The sequence below is a fragment of the Agrobacterium sp. DE0009 genome, assembly GCF_007680755.1.
Lineage (GTDB): Bacteria > Pseudomonadota > Alphaproteobacteria > Rhizobiales > Rhizobiaceae > Agrobacterium > Agrobacterium tumefaciens_B.
The window spans coordinates 1,007,793-1,022,854 of sequence record NZ_VEIU01000001.1; the positions used below are offsets into that span (position 1 = coordinate 1,007,793).

Below are 15,062 nucleotides of genomic sequence, written 5' to 3' on the forward strand. Positions count from 1 at the left end.
ATTTTTGCGCTGGCCAGGTGGGTGGAGCTCACCCCGGCTGGCTTCAAAACTTCAAAGCGCCCCGATCGACTTCAGCTTCTTCAGCACGGCCTCGCTGGGCTCACCGGTTTCCGGCAGACGGTAATGCTTCTCAAACGCCCTGATGGCATTGCGGGTCTGCTGGCCGGCCACGCCGTCCACCTTCACATCGGCATAGGCGATATTGATCAGGCCCTGCTGGATCTTTGCGATGAGATCACGGCTTGCAGGCTTGGACGCGCTGGTGAGGGAAATCGGCTCCGCCTTTGGATGCGGCGCTTCCGCCTTGCGGATGGCAGCGGCGACGGGGTCGATTTCGACGCCGCCGCTGGTATCGGCCGGGCGGTCCTTCGGGATGGCGGCAACCGTTGCACCGTCGATCCTGAGCGCCGCCAGCACCCGTGTCGTCGGTTCGCCGGTCTGTTCCATGCCGAGCGTTTCTTCGAAGAACATGATAGCGGCGGCCGTCTTTGGGCCCATGCGACCGTCTGCCTCGCCCTCGTAAAGCCCGCGCTTCTTCAGCTCGGCCTGGATATCGGCGACGATCTGCTGCGGTTTTGCAGCATCGGCGGCAGGTTGTGCTGGGGTCGCTGCAGCCGTCTGTTGCGGTGCCGTCTCAGGCTCCGCTGGCCGCTCAATGCGGAAAGTGGTGACATTGCCGTGGGTGCCGAGCGGTTCGGCCGGGCGATAACCGGCGATGCCGTTCGGGTTCTCAGCGTCGCGCGTGCGAAGGAATGGCGTCGGATGAACACCCGGCTGATACCAGAGCGCATTGGCGGCGACAAAGCCGAAAACGACCGCAAAGGCACCGCAGCCGCCGACCAGTTTCGGATGGCGCAGGATTTCGCGCCCGATGGCCGAAACCACCAAGGAAACAATGCCGACACCAAGCTGGGCCGCTGTTTTCTTAGGCGATTTTCGCTTTCGCGGGGCCATCGTCACCGTCCTTTCTCATTCTTGCGGCCATCTCGCCGAGCTGCCGGATGCGGGGTGGAAACTCCACCATGCTTTCGGCTTCAGCGCTTTCACCGCCACCCGCCATGCCTGAACCGTCGGCAGGCAGGGTGATCGTTACGACCGTCCCCTCGCCGGGCTTGCTGGCGATGGCGAACGTGCCGCCATGCAGAGCCACAAGCCCCTTGACCAGGGACAATCCCAGACCCGTGCCCTCATAGCGACGGGTATATTCATTCTGAACCTGCATGAAAGGCTGGCCCAGGAGCTCGATCTTGTCTTCGGCAATGCCGATACCGGTGTCGCTCACTGTCAGCTTCAGCATCGTGCCCTCACGCGCGGCGTCGATCGACACAACACCACCCGCATCGGTAAATTTTATGGCATTGCCGGCGAGATTGATGAGAACCTGCCGGATGGCGCGCTGATCGGCAGCGATTTCGCCAATGCCGCGCTGGATGCGGCTCGTCAGCGTCAGGCCCTTTTCCTTGGCCTGGAGGCCGAGCATGGCTTCGCAGGAGGAGATGGTTTCGGCAATCGGGAAGCTTTCCATCATCAGCTCGTAGCGGCCGGCTTCCAGTTTGCTCATGTCGAGCATGGTGTTGACGACGGAGAGAAGATGCGCGCCCGACTGACGGATGAGTCCGACATATTCCCGCTGGCGGTCGTTTTCCAGCCGGCCGAAATATTCGCCGGCGAGGATGTCGGAAAAACCGAGGACGGCGTTGAGCGGTGTGCGCAGCTCATGGCTGACGGCGGCTAGGAAACGCGACTTGGCGTCGTTGGCGGATTCCGCCTCGGCCGCCTTGCGGGCGACATCGCGGCGCAGGCGCTCCATCTCGGTGATATCGGTCAGCTGGGCGACGATACGGCGCAGGCGTCCGGTCGCGCCGCGAATGGCCGTCATCTCGATCCGTGCGTGCATGAACTGCGCCTGGCGCGATTTCGCACCGGTCTCGAAGCGGAGTTCGGCCGTTGCCGTGTCCTCGCCCTGCCTCAGCGCGTCGAAAGCCTGCATCAGGTCGATACGGTCAGAGACATAGACATATTCGACGAGGATATGCCCCTTGCTGGCCTGAAGATCGGCCGGGAAGGTTGAGACATCGCGGCCGGAAACGTGTTCGACAAAGCCGGTCTCCCCGATGACCAGCATCAGCCCCGGCACCTGCGAGGCCGCGATCAGATCCTCGTTCGCCGACGCGGTCGCATTGGCGGATGCACCGCGCGACTGGTGGGAAAAGGCGATGAGCACTGCAGCAGCGGCCAAAAATAATGCCAGCACCAGAGCGGCGCCAATCGGCAGTGCGATGGCGGGGCTGACGATCAGGCTGAAAAGGGCTGGTACAACCAGAAGGCCGACGGCGCTGAAGGCAATCAGCCAGCGCAGGCGCGCAACGGTCTCAGTCCGCCTTTCGGCGTCCTCTTCCATACGCGCAAGCCACCTGCCCGCTGCATGGTCAACCAGTGCGACCGCTTTTTCTCTCATATTACGCAATACCAAACCCGAATCCAAAAGGCGGTTCCAATGGCTCCGACAATAGAAGGCGGCGGCTTAAGGAATGGATAAAAAGAATGACCTCAAAGCACCCTCAAAGGCGCCGCAGTCCCAATACGGAGCATTTATTCGAGGCTTTGCCAATCATGGTTAATGACGGGTAAGCGACGGATTTCGCTTCATTTTTGCCATCATGTTAACTTTTGTGGCAGGGCAGGCGCCAGCTTTGCCCTGGAACGCCCGGCCTCTGTCGCAATTATGCTTAACATGGACCGTTAAAATGCGAATGAATTCGTTGCAGGTGTCCCGGCGTGCGGAGAATAGATACAATTTGAATTAAATTGCGCCGCTTTTTGCAATCGGCTGTTCGCCGGTCGGCTGTAGCGTCTTCACAAGCCCGACAAACGGGACAAAGGCCAATGACCCGGAACCGGGCGGGGCTTTAGAAAACAAAGATCATCTGGCAGGGTGTCTGACAATGTGGTTTCTGATCAAAGGAACATTCTGGTTTTCGCTGGTGCTGGTGGCGCTGTCCTATTTCGGCAGCTACAACGACCCAACCAAGGAACCTTCGGCATTTGATCTTCCCAGCGCCGTGTCGGCAGCCGGTGAAGCCTATCGTTATGTCAGCGCCATCTGCATCGAAAAGCCCGACGTTTGCGTCAAGGGCGCCGAAACCTTCCACGCGCTCGGCGAGCGCGCAAAGGAAGGCGCCAAGGTTGCCTATGAGCTGCTGGACAAGCAACTCGCCTCCGGTAACAAACCTGCTGACGTCGCTGACGTTGCTGCGGAAGCCGAGACGCTGGCGGCAGCACCCATTGTCAGTGTCGAATTCCCCGGCAAGCCCGATCCGCTGAAGACCGGCACCGTCATTCCCCTGCCGCAGAAGCGCCCTGCTCCCTGATATTGCGGCCCTGAGCCTTTCTGCCCCTCCCTTTTGGCAGACGGAGATATCCGTCCGTCCACTGCCTGCCTGACTTGCCCACGGAAACCTGTTTTCCGTGGGCTTTTTTTCGCTCATGGTTCAAAATCGCGGACACTTCGCCTATATGCTGGGCAAGACATTGAAAAACGGATGATACGGCGTGCCCATGGCCTCTCTTGAAACGATCCTCGACGACTTCGCTTTCCTCGATGACTGGGAGGACCGCTACCGTTATGTCATCGAACTGGGAAAAGCGCTCCCCGATCTGCCCGAGGACAAGCGCAGCGCTGAAAACAAGGTGCAGGGCTGTGCAAGCCAGGTCTGGCTCGTCAGCCACAGTGACGGCGCGGAGGATCCTCTTCTGACCTTCGAGGGCGATTCGGATGCACATATCGTGCGCGGGCTCGTCGCCATCGTGCTCGCCGTCTATTCCGGCAAAAAAGCCTCCGAGATCGTCAATCTCGATGCCATTGAGGTCTTCGACAAGATCGGACTTGTGGAGCATCTCTCCGCGCAGCGCGCCAATGGCCTTCGCTCCATGATCAAGCGTATTCGCGAGGAAGCTCGCCTGCTTGCCGCCTGAGCTTCATCGCGTTATCGATGGGCGATAATCCGTGTCGCCCCAATGGTGGCTCCCGCTGCGTGTTTTACGCTCGGGTGGCGCGTAGTGGCGGGCGAGCGCCAGAAGTGCTGCCCGCAACAGCAGTTTTGCCGAGCGGGCCGGCCACTGCCGCTCCCGTTCCACCGTCTCGAGGCCCTTTTCGAAACAGCAGACATCGATGGCGACGCCCGCCAGTTCCGGTCCCATCGCATCCGCCGCGCGGGAAAAGCGATCCCTCGCCGCCATTGCCGCCTCGGTAATATCGAGGATGCCTCCCGCCTCACCTTTCGTGCGGCTGGCAACCCTCGGCTCCCACGTCGCCGTCACCTTCGGGTTCAGGTGCCCCCGGTGGAAATCGCCGGCAAGTCGCTCGCCGGCCTCCAGCGCCTCCGCCGGGAAAAAGGCGCCGCCGCACCGCTCTTTCAGCCTGGCAAGGCTGCTGAGCGGCGAGCTGTTGAGATTACGGCGCGCGCTCTGTCTCGCATCGTCAACCTCCACGACAACGGTCTGCATGTCCCGATGCTGTTCCTGGAATATCTCGTCGCGGTCTTTCGCAATCGCCCGCTTCAGATAAGAGGTCAGCGGCGGCGCCGCGTAGAGCGTGTTCCCGCGCTGCTCGACCAGCCCGGAAGACACCGCAAGCCGGACCACCTCCGCTGCAAACCGCACCCTGACCTGCCCTCCCCGCGCCCGGCGCAGGATGATCTCGCCGCCCTCTTCCAGGAGCTCGGCCGGCCCGGCCGCGATTGAACGCAGCAGCCGCAGCACCTGGGGATTGGGAGACGACGCGTGAATGCGCTTTTGCTCACTCATCCCGCACACCCCTCAACACATTGAGAATGCCGGCGGCAAGCCGCTCAAGCGTAGCGACGAAGGCATCGAATGCCGGCTCGTCACGGCGGTCCTCGACCACCTGGCAGGCATGACCGACCGTCGTCCGGTCCCGGCCGAAGCAGGGCCCGATATCGGACATGGCGATGCCGAGCTGCACATGGCAGACATACATGGCGATCTGGCGGATGTGACAATCCATGCGTCTCATGTCACGGCGCGGCAGGGTCCGGTCGCCCGTCAGTTGCACCATCTCGACGGTGAGTTGCCGCACCAGACGGCAAAGACGGGTAACCTCCTCCCTGCCGACCGCCGGTGGCCGGGGATGGAAGGGCGGGTGACCAAGCCGCCGGCAAGGCCGCGCGGCGGCAGACAGAACGTGAGAATCCGACGGCATATGCAACTCCTCTACGAATAGGAATTAATTCATACACCTGCGAACAAGTACGGGGAAGTCCAAATTTTAATCGAAGGATTATGCCATTGAAACGCCTGAATTTTCGAAAGATTGATGGCAGAAAATGAGGATTTTTTTCCTCTAAAAATTCGTGCGCACCAACAAAAAAGCCGGTCTGACGACCGGCTGACTATCCATGGGATGGAAAGACGTTTCCAAACGAAACATCTGGAGCGGGCAAATCCGCCTTGCCGCCCTCTCCCCGCGGGGAGAAGGTGGCGGCAGCGGGCTGGGGGTAGCCTTTTACCCACCAACTCCGCGGCGAGGATAAAACCAGCCTCGCCGACCCCGAAGTAAAATCAACGGCTGGCCTTGCGGCGCTGGCCGAGACCCATTTCCTTGGCGAGCCGCGAGCGGGCTTCCGCGTAAGCGGGCGCAACCATCGGATAGTCGGTCGCCAGATCCCATTTTTCGCGATATTCTTCCGGCGTCATGCTGTGATGCGTCGTCAGATGGCGCTTGAGTGACTTGAACGAGCCGCCGCATTCCAGACAGACGATGTGATCGTCCTGAACCGACTTGCGAACAGAGACGGCTGGCTTCTGCTTTTCGACATTGACCGCCACCGATGCCGGTGCCGATGTTCCGCTGAGTGCCGTGTGAACATCCGAAATAAGGCCGGGAAGCTCAGTTACCGGAACGACGTGGTTGCTAACATAGGCAGCCACAATATCCGCCGTCAGTTCGACCAGCAGATCCTGGGCGTTACCGTATGCAGTTTCCGTCATTTAAGTATCTCCTGTTTATATATCCCCTGAAGCGCGCAAGCGCTGCATCGAGCGATGTGAAGTTACCCGGCGCCCCACCCTCGCCCTGTTGATACCAACATGAAACCTACCCCTAGATTTCGAGCGAAACCGGAAACGAATTGAACCGAGATTCAACTTATGGCCCGCGACATGGGCAGCAATGGACCTGATATCCATAGATTAGGCATTAATAAAATACCTATGCCGTTCATGACGAGGCAAAATGCAAATCGCGATAAGCAACTTTACACTTAATTTGGATACCAGCAAAACAGCAAAAGTCAAATTCCTATTACGAATTTTTCAGTTCAAAACAGTCTAATCTCAATACAAAAAATCACGGGTTATAAAATACTATCACAAGTATTAATCCAAAATCCGCACCCCCATTTATTTAGGGGGATTTCAACTTCAAATCTGCTTGAGGTCATCAACTACAGATTTTACCGCGAGCGGATAACCTGCCTTGTGAGCAGCCATTGCGAGAAGGTGGGCCGAAACCGGGGCCGTCAGAATGAAGAAAAAGAAGCCCGCGAGCGCCCGCGCCAATGTCGCTATTTCCATGGAATGGATGCCGACGGCCAGAAGCAGCAGGCCCGACCCGACCGTTCCCGCCTTGGAGGCCGCATGCATGCGCGTATAGACATCCGGCAGGCGATTGAGCCCGATGGCCGCAATCAGCGAGAAGATGGCGCCCGTAATCGTCAGCGCCACAACGAGCCCAGCCACGATCCAAGCCATCATCGTCTGCCCTTTCCTTTTTTTGTGCCGGAACCTGATTCCATCGCCTTCTCAAGAGCTTCGGATGCCCTCTCACCGTCAAGAACCGCCTTCGGCCGCCGCGGCCCGTCCGGCCCGCGTGACAGCACGAAGCGGGCAAAGGCGACCGTTGCCAGAAAGCCGACCAGCCCAAGCGCAATGGCAATATCCACGTAGAGGTTAAAACCGGTCCGGATGGCGATAACGGCGATGAACCCGATGGCGATACCCACCAGCATGTCGAGCGCAACGATGCGATCCGGCAAGGTCGGCCCGACGACGACACGGTAGACCGTCAGCAAAAAGGCGACCGAGAGAACAATCGATGCGAGTATAGTTGAAAATGAAACCAGCTGTTCCGGCGTCATGACTGAAACGCCTCCATGATCTTTCTTTCAAAACCGTCGCGAATATCTTTTCTCGTCGCTTCGATATCGCTGCAGTCGATCGCGTGCACGTAAAGCGTCTTTCTGTCCGGCGAAACGTCAACGGAGAGCGTCCCTGGCGTGAGCGTGATAAGGTTGGCCAGCAGCGTGATTTCGAAATCCGTCTGCACCGTCAGCGGATAGGCGAAGATTCCGGGCTGCACGTCAAGCTTCGGACGGGTGACGAGCACCGCGACCTTCCAGGCCGAAAGCGCCAGTTCCTTGAAGAATAGCAGCGTCAGCGACAAGATCCGCCACACCCTCGGCGGCCGGCGACGCCCCGTCGGGAGCTGGTGCCGGATGAGGCCAAGCGCCAGGGCCGAAACGATGACGGCAAAGGCTGCGTTTGCGAGCGTGAAGCTGCCGGTGACCGCAAGCCATACGCCGACAAACATCACCATCAGCGAGACATAGAGGCTCATGGTCTGCCTCCTTCTGAAAAGACCGACTGGATATAGGCCTGTGGGTTACCGAGGCCTGCGGCCGCCTGCTGGCTGAGATTCAGCAGGCTTTCCGGGAACAGCCCGAAGATGACGACAAGCAGCGTTAGCCCCACCAGCGGCGCGACAGAAGGGGCCGGTGACGATGCTGCCGGCGGCTGGCCGGAGGTCTTGCCGGCAATGGCCGGAGCCGGACGCCAGAAACACAGAAGGAAGACCCGCCCGAAGGCGATTGTCGCGATGAAGCCGGACACAAGGATGGCGGCGGCGAGCCACCATGCGCCGATGTCGATGGCGGACTTGACCAGGATGGCCTTCGGCCAGAAGCCGGTAAAGGGCGGCAGGCCGGAGCCGGCAAAGAACAGGGCCAGCACCAAGGCCGAAAACCAGGGGGCTTGCCGGTAGAGGCCGCCGAGATTGGTCAGGGTAAAGCTGCCGCCAAGCCGGGCGGCGTGGCCTGCGGCAAGATAAAGCGCCGTCATCAGCACCATGGAATGCAGCGCGTAGAAGATCGCGCCTGACACGCCTGATGGCGTGCCGATAGCAATGCCGGCCATCATGTAGCCGATGCCCGAGATGACGATATAGCCGAGCATGCGGCGGATATCGTTCTGGGCAAGCGCGCCCATCGCGCCGAGCACCATGGTAAGTGCGGCGGAGATGGCGATGACGATGCTGAGTTCTTCCCGCTCGACCGGAAACAGCATGACCATGACCCGCAGCAGGGCATAGATACCGACCTTGGTGAGCAGGCCGCCGAAAAGCGCGGAAACGACAATCCGCGGCGTGTGGTAAGACGCCGGCAACCAGAAATTCACCGGGAAGGCGGCCGCTTTCATGGCAAAGGCGAGCGCGAAGAGGCTCGCAAGCGTCATCAGCGGCGCGGCGCCACGCAGCTGTGTCGCTTTCTGGGCGATATCGGCCATGTTGAGCGTGCCGAAGATGGCATAGAGATAACCGACCGTGATCAGGAACAAGGTGGTGCCGATAAGGTTCAGAATGGCGTATTTCAGCGCGCCGTCGATCTGCTCGCGGGTCGAACCGAGCACGATGAGGCCGAAGGACGAGATCAGCAGCACCTCGAACCAGACATAGAGGTTGAAGATGTCGCCGGTCAGGAAAGCGCCTGTCACGCCGGCCATCAACAGCATCAGGAAGGGATAAAAACCATAGCGCCGGCCGCTGGCGTCGATATCCGCACCGGCATGGATCGCCCCTGCCAGCGCCACGATGGCGGCGGCAAGCGACAAAAGTGCGCCCGTGAGATCAGCGGTAAAGGCAATGCCGAAGGGTGGCAGCCACCGACCCATGACCATGGTAAAGGGGCCTCCAGTCGCGACCTTCCACAAGAGTGCGGCATCGAGCACGACCAGCAGGACGAGCGCCGCGATGGCAACCGTGGCGTGATGGCGGATCGCGTGGCGCATCATCATCAGCACCGCGCCCGCACCGATGCAAAGCGCGATGGGAAGGATGATCAGCCAGTCTGCGAGCGGCACGGGTGCCGTGACGAGCGCTGCGGAGAGATCGGTAACTGCCGATGTGGTGGAGGATGCCATGGTGTCTCAGCCTCGCCGCTCAATAACCGAGCGGCGGCAGGGGCTCGCCTGCCGGTTCTGCGGTGCGCATTTCATCCGTATCGTCGGTCTGCAGTTCCTGAAATGCACGCCAGGTCAGCACCAGGAGAAAACAGAAGAAGGAAAAGGAAATCACGATAGCCGTGAGGATAAGCGCCTGCGGCAGCGGATTGGCCGCACCTGCGGGCAGCGTGTCCAGGCCCGGTGGAATGATCGGCGGCACCTCGCGCGTCAACCGGCCTGCGGTGAACAGCAGCAGGTTCACCGCATTGCCGAGAATGGCGATGCCGAGCAGCACACGGATGCTGTGACGCGACAGCATGAGATAGATCGCCACCGAAAAGAAGATGCCGACGAGAATCGAGAAGACCGCTTCCATCAGTCGCTATCCCTTTCTTCCAGCGCAAGTGCAATGGATGTGATGGCGCCGACCACGACAAGATAGACGCCAATATCGAAGGACATGACGGTGGAGAGGGGAATCTCCACCCCCAACAGGTTCGGATAGATCCAGAGCCCTGTCATGAAGGGAACGCCAGCCGCCATCGACACCAGGCCCGAAAGCATCGAAGCCAGCAGCCCTGCCCCGGCAATGGCCAGCGGATGAAACACAATCGCCCGGCGAACCGCCGAAACGCCGTAAGCGATGCCATAAATCGCCAGTGCCGACACAGCGATCAAACCGCCGATAAAGCCGCCGCCGGGCTCGTTGTGGCCGCGCAGCAGCACAAAGATGGAAAAAAGCACCATCAGACTGGTAACAACGGGGGCAATGGTGCGCAGGATAAGCGTATTCATGCGCGTGCTCCCTTTTTCTTCGCGGATTTCGCTGGACCTTTGATAGCGGCGGTCGGCCGAATGCGGATGAGCGCAAGGATGGCGAGGCCGGTTATCATCACGACCGCGATTTCACCGAGCGTATCCGTGCCGCGGAAGTCGACGATGATGACGTTGACCACATTCGCCCCGTGGGCAATGACCTTGGAATAGGTGTTGTAGAAGTCCGTCAGGCGGTTGTCGAAGCTCGCCTGCGTCGCCCGCATCAGGAACAGGGCAAAGCCTATTCCGCAGGCAATGGCGATGGTGCTATCGAGCAGCTTCTGGCCAAGGCCGCGGTGGTCTGACGGTGACAGGCGAAGCCGCGTCATCACCAGCGTGAGGATGACCACCGACAACGTCTCGACCATGAACTGCGTGAATGACAGATCAGGCGCGCCGAACAGCAGGAAGATGACGGCGACCGCAAAGCCCTGGATGCCGAGCGCGATGATGGCCGTGAGCCGGCTCGACGCCGTCAGCACCGCAACGAGACCGGCGACCGCAATGACGATGAATGTCAGCTCATGGATTTGCATGTCACCCGGCCAGGCTGGCATGGACGGTAGTTCGTCATAAAGGAACAGCGGCACCAGCAGCACGGCAGCGATAACGGCGAAGGTGGCGGTGACGTAAAATTCCAGCCTGCCCGGCTGGATGAGCCGCGTGATGTGGAAGGACATCCGCACCAGCATTTCGATGAAGACGTCAAAGCCTCTGTCCGGCCCCGCCCCCAATGCCTTGAAGCTGCGGTCCATCAGGCTGCGCAGGGTGGAAAGCTTGTTATAAAAGACGATGCCGAGCGCGATGGTCAGCAGCGACAGGCCAAGCGGCACGCCGATATGCGGGATCAGTGAGATTTCCACCGGCCGCGCCTCGCCCGCAATGGCGCTCGCCATGGGGGTGGAGATGTAAAAATGCGCAACGGCGGAAAACAGTGCGATCGTCAGCCCCTTCAGCGCCAGGAGCGCCGGGCCGAGCCACAGCAGAACCGGGCCTTCATGGGCGTGTTTCGGGGTTTTGACCGGCTTGCCAAGGAAGGGTTTCAGCGCGACGGCAAAGGCGACGGCGAACATCAGCGCGTTGCCGATGAGAGCAATCCCGGTAAACAGCACGGCGCGCGGATTGGCATGAGCCAGCGCATAATAAATCTCCTCCTTGGCGAGGAAGCCGAAGAAAGGGGGCAGGCCAGCCATGGAAATCGCCGCCGCCAGCGCTGCCGCAAAGGTGATCGGCATGGCTTTTCGCAGGCCACCGAGCTTCGTCACGTCACGCGTGCCGGTCTCGTGATCGATAATGCCGGCAACCATGAACAGCGCGCCCTTGAACAGGGAATGCGCGACAAGATAAAGCACCGCCGCCTCTATGGCGTGAGCAGACCCGAAGCCCGTGAGCATGACCAGGAGGCCGAGCGACGACACCGTGGTATAGGCAAGCATCAGCTTCAGGTCTGTCTGGCGCACGGCGAGCAGCGCGCCTGTGAGCATCGTCAGCCCGCCGAAAAAGGGCAGCAGGATCTGCCAGGCGGCCGTATCGCCGAGAACCGGGTTGAGGCGCATCAGCAGATAAACGCCGGCCTTCACCATGGTCGCCGAATGCAGATAGGCCGAGACAGGCGTTGGCGCTTCCATGGCGTTGGGCAGCCAGAAATGGAAGGGAAACTGCGCAGATTTGGTAAAGGCGCCGCCGAGAACCAGAAGCAGAGCCGCCAGATAAAACGGGCTGTCGCGCAGCACATCGCCGCCGCGTACCAGCATCGACAATTGCGTGATACCGCTGATGTCCCAGATGAAGATCAGCCCGGCAAGCAGCAGCAGACCACCGCCGCCGGTCACCACCAGCGCCTGTAGCGCGGCGCGGCGCGAGGCGGCCCGCTCATGATCGAACCCGATCAGCAGGAAGGATGTGATGGAGGTGAGCTCCCAGAAAACGAAGAGCATCAGCAGGCTGTCTGAGACGACGACGCCGAGCATTGCCCCCATGAAGAGCAACAGGAAGGACAGGAAACGGCCCTGCTGCGGGTGGCCTTTCATGTAACCGCCCGCATAAAGGACGACCAGCATGCCGATGCCCGTGATCAGCAACGCAAAGGTGAGCGACAGGCCGTCGATGAACCAGGAGAAGCTGAGATTGAAACTCGGCACCCAGGCATAACCGCCCGTCACCACGCCACCAGCTGCGACCTCCGGCAGCATCCGCGCAAAATGGAGGAACGCCAAAGCCGGCGCGATGGCGATGATCCAGGCCGCGTTATGACCAAACCGTTTCACCAGTGCAGGCGCGGCAAGCGCTGCCAGGAACGGCAGAAACAGCGACAGGAATGTCAGCGGCGTGACATCTGGTGTCATTCACATCTCCCGGGATGTCCCCCATCCTCGCGCCACTCAAGCGGCAGTCTACTTAAATTCGTTTTTCAGTTAAGGCATAGATACGGGCATCTCAACCGAAATCGGTCCGTCCGCTTCATAACGAAAGCGTTATGACCCGCCTCCCCTTTCAATCCGCCTCAGCGATGATTATTTGAGGCGGGAACAGAAAGGATCATTCCATGAGCGATCTGACATCCCCCAAAGTGAACAAGACCGATGCCGAATGGCGTGAGCAGCTGACGCCGGAACAATATCGCATCCTGCGCGAACACGGCACGGAGCGCGCCTTCACCGGTCCCTATTGGGATACATTCCAGAAGGGCCTCTATCGCTGCGCCGCATGCGACGAGCCGCTTTTCCTCTCCGATACGAAATTCGACGCCGGTTGCGGCTGGCCGAGCTATTTCGAGCCGGTGAAGCCGGGTGCCGTGACCGAACATCGCGATGCGAGCCATGGCATGGTGCGCACGGAAATCCGCTGCGCCAATTGCGGCGGCCACCTCGGCCACGTCTTCCCCGACGGCCCGCCACCCACAGGTCTTCGCTACTGCATCAACGGCCATTCGATGGTGTTCGAGCCGGTTTGAGTGGCAGGACCGTGCCGCGAGTTTCTTCTCACCGGCGGGGAGAAGAAACAAGCGGCCATCGCCCGTTCCACAGATGGCGTTCACCCCAGCTTCAGTTCCATGCATGTCAAATCCAGCCAGCGGCCAAACTTGGTGCCCACCTCTGAAAACCGGCCTGCAACGGTGAAGCCCAGACTTTCATGCAGGCGGATCGAGGCGGTGTTTTCCGATTCGATGGCGGCGATCAGGACATGCACGTCGTTACCGGCGGCATGATCGATCAACGCCCGCATCAGCCGCATGCCAATGCCATGGCCACGCGCATCCTTATGCACATAGACCGAATGTTCGCGGGTGTGGCGATAACCGTCAAAGGCGCGCCAGTCGCCATAGGAAGCATAGCCGGCAACCTTGCCCTCGAGAATGGCGACGATGACGGGAAATCCGCGTGATCTGCGGGCGGAAAACCATTCCTTGCGGTTGTCCAGATCCACCACGACCTCGTTCCAGATCGCCGTCGTATTCACCACGGCGTCGTTGTAAATCTCCATGATCCCGCAGAGGTCATCAACGGTCGCATCGCGCAGTTCCACGGTCATAGTGCTTTGCCTCATCGTTCTGAACGAGCGGACGCGGAAAGGCGGCAGCTCCTGCGACGAGCCTTAAGCGATGAAACGGAGCGATGTCCAGTGCGCCGCGTCAGGATGCGAGCGGAACGAGGCTGAAGGCGGTGACGACAGCAACATAATGAACCGCAGCGGCCGCGACCACGAAGGCGTGCCAGATGGCGTTCTGGAAACGCAGCTTCTCCCACACATGGAAGATGACACCGAGCGAATAGATAACGCCGCCGGCGACGATCAGCCACAGCGTGAGCGGGGAGAGATGCGACGACAGAGGGCCGACAACCATGACGCCGCTCCAGCCCATGGCGAGATAAAGGCCAATCGCGACACGGTCATAGCGGCCGGGAAATACGCATTTGAGCAGGATGCCGCAGATGGCGGCAAGCCAGATCAGCCCCAGCATGACGGCAATCAGGGGATCGTGGATGCCGCGCATCAAAAACGGCGTATAGGTTGCCGCGATGAGGATGAAGATGGCCGAATGGTCGAGGCGGCGCAGGAACCATTTTACGTTGGAGTGAGGCCAGATATTGTAGGTGAAGGACACGGAGAGGCAGGCAACGAGACCGAGACCATAGATCCACGCGGCGGCAATCGCACTGATGCTGCCCCATGTCATCGCATAGAAGATCAGCGCGGTCGCGCCGATCAGCGCAAAGACGATGCCGACCCCATGGACGATGCCATCGGCGACAATCTCGTGAAAATCATACTGGCGCCCAAACCGCCACATCTCGCTCATTTCTCATTCCTGTCTGCGTGCTTTGAGGGAAGCATGACGGCAATATTAGACAGGAACAAGACAGCGTGCGGTTAACGCCGATCAAATTGCGTTCGAGGCTGTTGCGAAAGGAGAGGTTGGGGGCAGGCGACGTTCCCTAGCGATAAGGATGAGTTTTTCAGGTTGTCGTACCTACACACCGTCATACCGGCCCTGAGCCGGTATCCAGCCAGCCCAAGTCCTTGGGCTGAAAGAACTTCTCGCCGCGCAGACGCGCGTCGGCTTGATGCCGGATCAGGTCCGGCATGACGGAGGAAAGGTCGTTCACCCCTCACAGCGCCGCAGCACATCCCCGGCAGAACGGCGTATAAGGCACAGCCTTCAGCCGTTCCGGCGAAATCTCCCTTCCGCATTTGACGCAGATGCCGAAGGTACCGTTCGCAATGCGGTCTAGGGCTGCGTCAATGGCGCGCAGCTCGTCCTGACCCGCTTGTCCCATCTCGTCCAGCACCTCGTCATTGCTGCGTTCGGTTGCGCGATCGTCATCGTCGGGATTGCGCGGCTCTTCGAAGTCCGCCTCGATCTTATGCAGGCGGCGGTAAAGCTCGCGCTGACGATCCCGCAGGATTTTCTCGTAACTGTCGACATTCATGATCTTTCCTCCAGCCCATCTTCTCGCTTGTCGCATTTCCGGACGGAAAACCGGATTTTACTTTTCCTGGAAATGCCTGGG

Annotated in this window: 18 protein-coding genes; 3 read left to right on the forward strand and 15 right to left on the reverse strand. The window is 60.1% G+C overall.

What is annotated here, in order from left to right:
• Positions 1–51: 51 nt before the first annotated feature.
• The gene (locus tag FS804_RS05115; protein ID WP_144575275.1) at positions 52–954 is read right to left on the reverse strand and encodes a peptidoglycan-binding domain-containing protein; all 903 of its coding nucleotides are present in this window, start codon (positions 952–954) and stop codon (positions 52–54) included.
• On the reverse strand, positions 926–2,458 hold the full coding sequence (locus FS804_RS05120; RefSeq protein WP_063950933.1) for a HAMP domain-containing sensor histidine kinase: 1,533 nt from the start codon (positions 2,456–2,458) through the stop codon (positions 926–928). Before FS804_RS05120 ends, FS804_RS05115 begins: the two co-directional genes overlap by 29 nt.
• A 487-nt stretch (positions 2,459–2,945) precedes the next feature.
• Here FS804_RS05120 and FS804_RS05125 point away from each other — a divergent pair, with 487 nt between their 5' ends.
• A complete protein-coding gene (locus FS804_RS05125; RefSeq protein WP_144575278.1) occupies positions 2,946–3,371 on the forward strand; it encodes a DUF5330 domain-containing protein in 426 nt (141 codons plus the stop codon).
• A 187-nt stretch (positions 3,372–3,558) separates the two neighbouring features.
• Positions 3,559–3,975, forward strand: coding sequence for a SufE family protein (locus FS804_RS05130; RefSeq protein WP_063950931.1), 417 nt, complete (start codon positions 3,559–3,561; stop codon positions 3,973–3,975).
• A 3-nt stretch (positions 3,976–3,978) separates the two neighbouring features.
• Here FS804_RS05130 and FS804_RS05135 read toward each other — a convergent pair whose 3' ends face one another.
• The 10 genes from FS804_RS05135 to FS804_RS05180 all read right to left on the reverse strand — a co-directional run bounded on the left by FS804_RS05135 (position 3,979) and on the right by FS804_RS05180 (position 12,395).
• Positions 3,979–4,806, reverse strand: coding sequence for a DUF6456 domain-containing protein (locus tag FS804_RS05135; protein ID WP_144575281.1), 828 nt, complete (start codon positions 4,804–4,806; stop codon positions 3,979–3,981).
• Positions 4,799–5,221: a helix-turn-helix domain-containing protein gene (locus tag FS804_RS05140; RefSeq protein ID WP_063950929.1), complete on the reverse strand. Its 423-nt coding sequence runs from the start codon at positions 5,219–5,221 to the stop codon at positions 4,799–4,801. The genes FS804_RS05135 and FS804_RS05140 overlap by 8 nt, the downstream gene beginning before the upstream one ends.
• Before the next feature lie 359 nt (positions 5,222–5,580).
• Entirely contained in the window at positions 5,581–6,009 is a 429-nt protein-coding gene (ros, locus tag FS804_RS05145; protein ID WP_063950928.1) for a MucR family transcriptional regulator Ros, read from the reverse strand.
• Positions 6,010–6,441: 432 nt separating this feature from the next.
• A complete protein-coding gene (mnhG, locus tag FS804_RS05150) occupies positions 6,442–6,774 on the reverse strand; it encodes a monovalent cation/H(+) antiporter subunit G (protein ID WP_063950927.1) in 333 nt (110 codons plus the stop codon).
• Positions 6,771–7,157 carry a cation:proton antiporter gene (locus FS804_RS05155; RefSeq protein ID WP_063950926.1) on the reverse strand — a complete coding sequence of 129 codons (387 nt, stop codon included), beginning with the start codon at positions 7,155–7,157 and terminating at the stop codon, positions 6,771–6,773. The genes mnhG and FS804_RS05155 overlap by 4 nt, the downstream gene beginning before the upstream one ends.
• Positions 7,154–7,636, reverse strand: coding sequence for a Na+/H+ antiporter subunit E (locus FS804_RS05160; RefSeq protein WP_063950925.1), 483 nt, complete (start codon positions 7,634–7,636; stop codon positions 7,154–7,156). The genes FS804_RS05155 and FS804_RS05160 overlap by 4 nt, the downstream gene beginning before the upstream one ends.
• Entirely contained in the window at positions 7,633–9,213 is a 1,581-nt protein-coding gene (locus FS804_RS05165; protein ID WP_144575284.1) for a Na+/H+ antiporter subunit D, read from the reverse strand. The genes FS804_RS05160 and FS804_RS05165 overlap by 4 nt, the downstream gene beginning before the upstream one ends.
• Positions 9,214–9,232: 19 nt before the next feature.
• The gene (locus tag FS804_RS05170) at positions 9,233–9,610 is read right to left on the reverse strand and encodes a Na+/H+ antiporter subunit C (RefSeq protein ID WP_063950923.1); all 378 of its coding nucleotides are present in this window, start codon (positions 9,608–9,610) and stop codon (positions 9,233–9,235) included.
• Positions 9,610–10,029: a Na(+)/H(+) antiporter subunit B gene (locus FS804_RS05175; RefSeq protein WP_063950922.1), complete on the reverse strand. Its 420-nt coding sequence runs from the start codon at positions 10,027–10,029 to the stop codon at positions 9,610–9,612. The genes FS804_RS05170 and FS804_RS05175 overlap by 1 nt, the downstream gene beginning before the upstream one ends.
• The gene (locus FS804_RS05180) at positions 10,026–12,395 is read right to left on the reverse strand and encodes a putative monovalent cation/H+ antiporter subunit A (RefSeq protein WP_144575287.1); all 2,370 of its coding nucleotides are present in this window, start codon (positions 12,393–12,395) and stop codon (positions 10,026–10,028) included. Before FS804_RS05180 ends, FS804_RS05175 begins: the two co-directional genes overlap by 4 nt.
• 200 nt (positions 12,396–12,595) lie before the next feature.
• Between FS804_RS05180 and msrB the strand changes: the two genes are divergently transcribed.
• Positions 12,596–13,003, forward strand: coding sequence for a peptide-methionine (R)-S-oxide reductase MsrB (msrB, locus tag FS804_RS05185; protein WP_063950920.1), 408 nt, complete (start codon positions 12,596–12,598; stop codon positions 13,001–13,003).
• 80 nt (positions 13,004–13,083) lie between these two features.
• Here the strand turns inward: msrB and FS804_RS05190 are convergent, their stop codons facing one another.
• The 3 genes from FS804_RS05190 to FS804_RS05200 all read right to left on the reverse strand — a co-directional run bounded on the left by FS804_RS05190 (position 13,084) and on the right by FS804_RS05200 (position 14,981).
• The gene (locus FS804_RS05190; protein ID WP_144575290.1) at positions 13,084–13,581 is read right to left on the reverse strand and encodes a GNAT family N-acetyltransferase; all 498 of its coding nucleotides are present in this window, start codon (positions 13,579–13,581) and stop codon (positions 13,084–13,086) included.
• Positions 13,582–13,681: 100 nt separating this feature from the next.
• Positions 13,682–14,350 carry a hemolysin III family protein gene (locus tag FS804_RS05195; RefSeq protein WP_063950918.1) on the reverse strand — a complete coding sequence of 223 codons (669 nt, stop codon included), beginning with the start codon at positions 14,348–14,350 and terminating at the stop codon, positions 13,682–13,684.
• 310 nt (positions 14,351–14,660) lie between these two features.
• On the reverse strand, positions 14,661–14,981 hold the full coding sequence (locus FS804_RS05200) for a TraR/DksA C4-type zinc finger protein (protein ID WP_144575292.1): 321 nt from the start codon (positions 14,979–14,981) through the stop codon (positions 14,661–14,663).
• Positions 14,982–15,062: the final 81 nt, after the last annotated feature.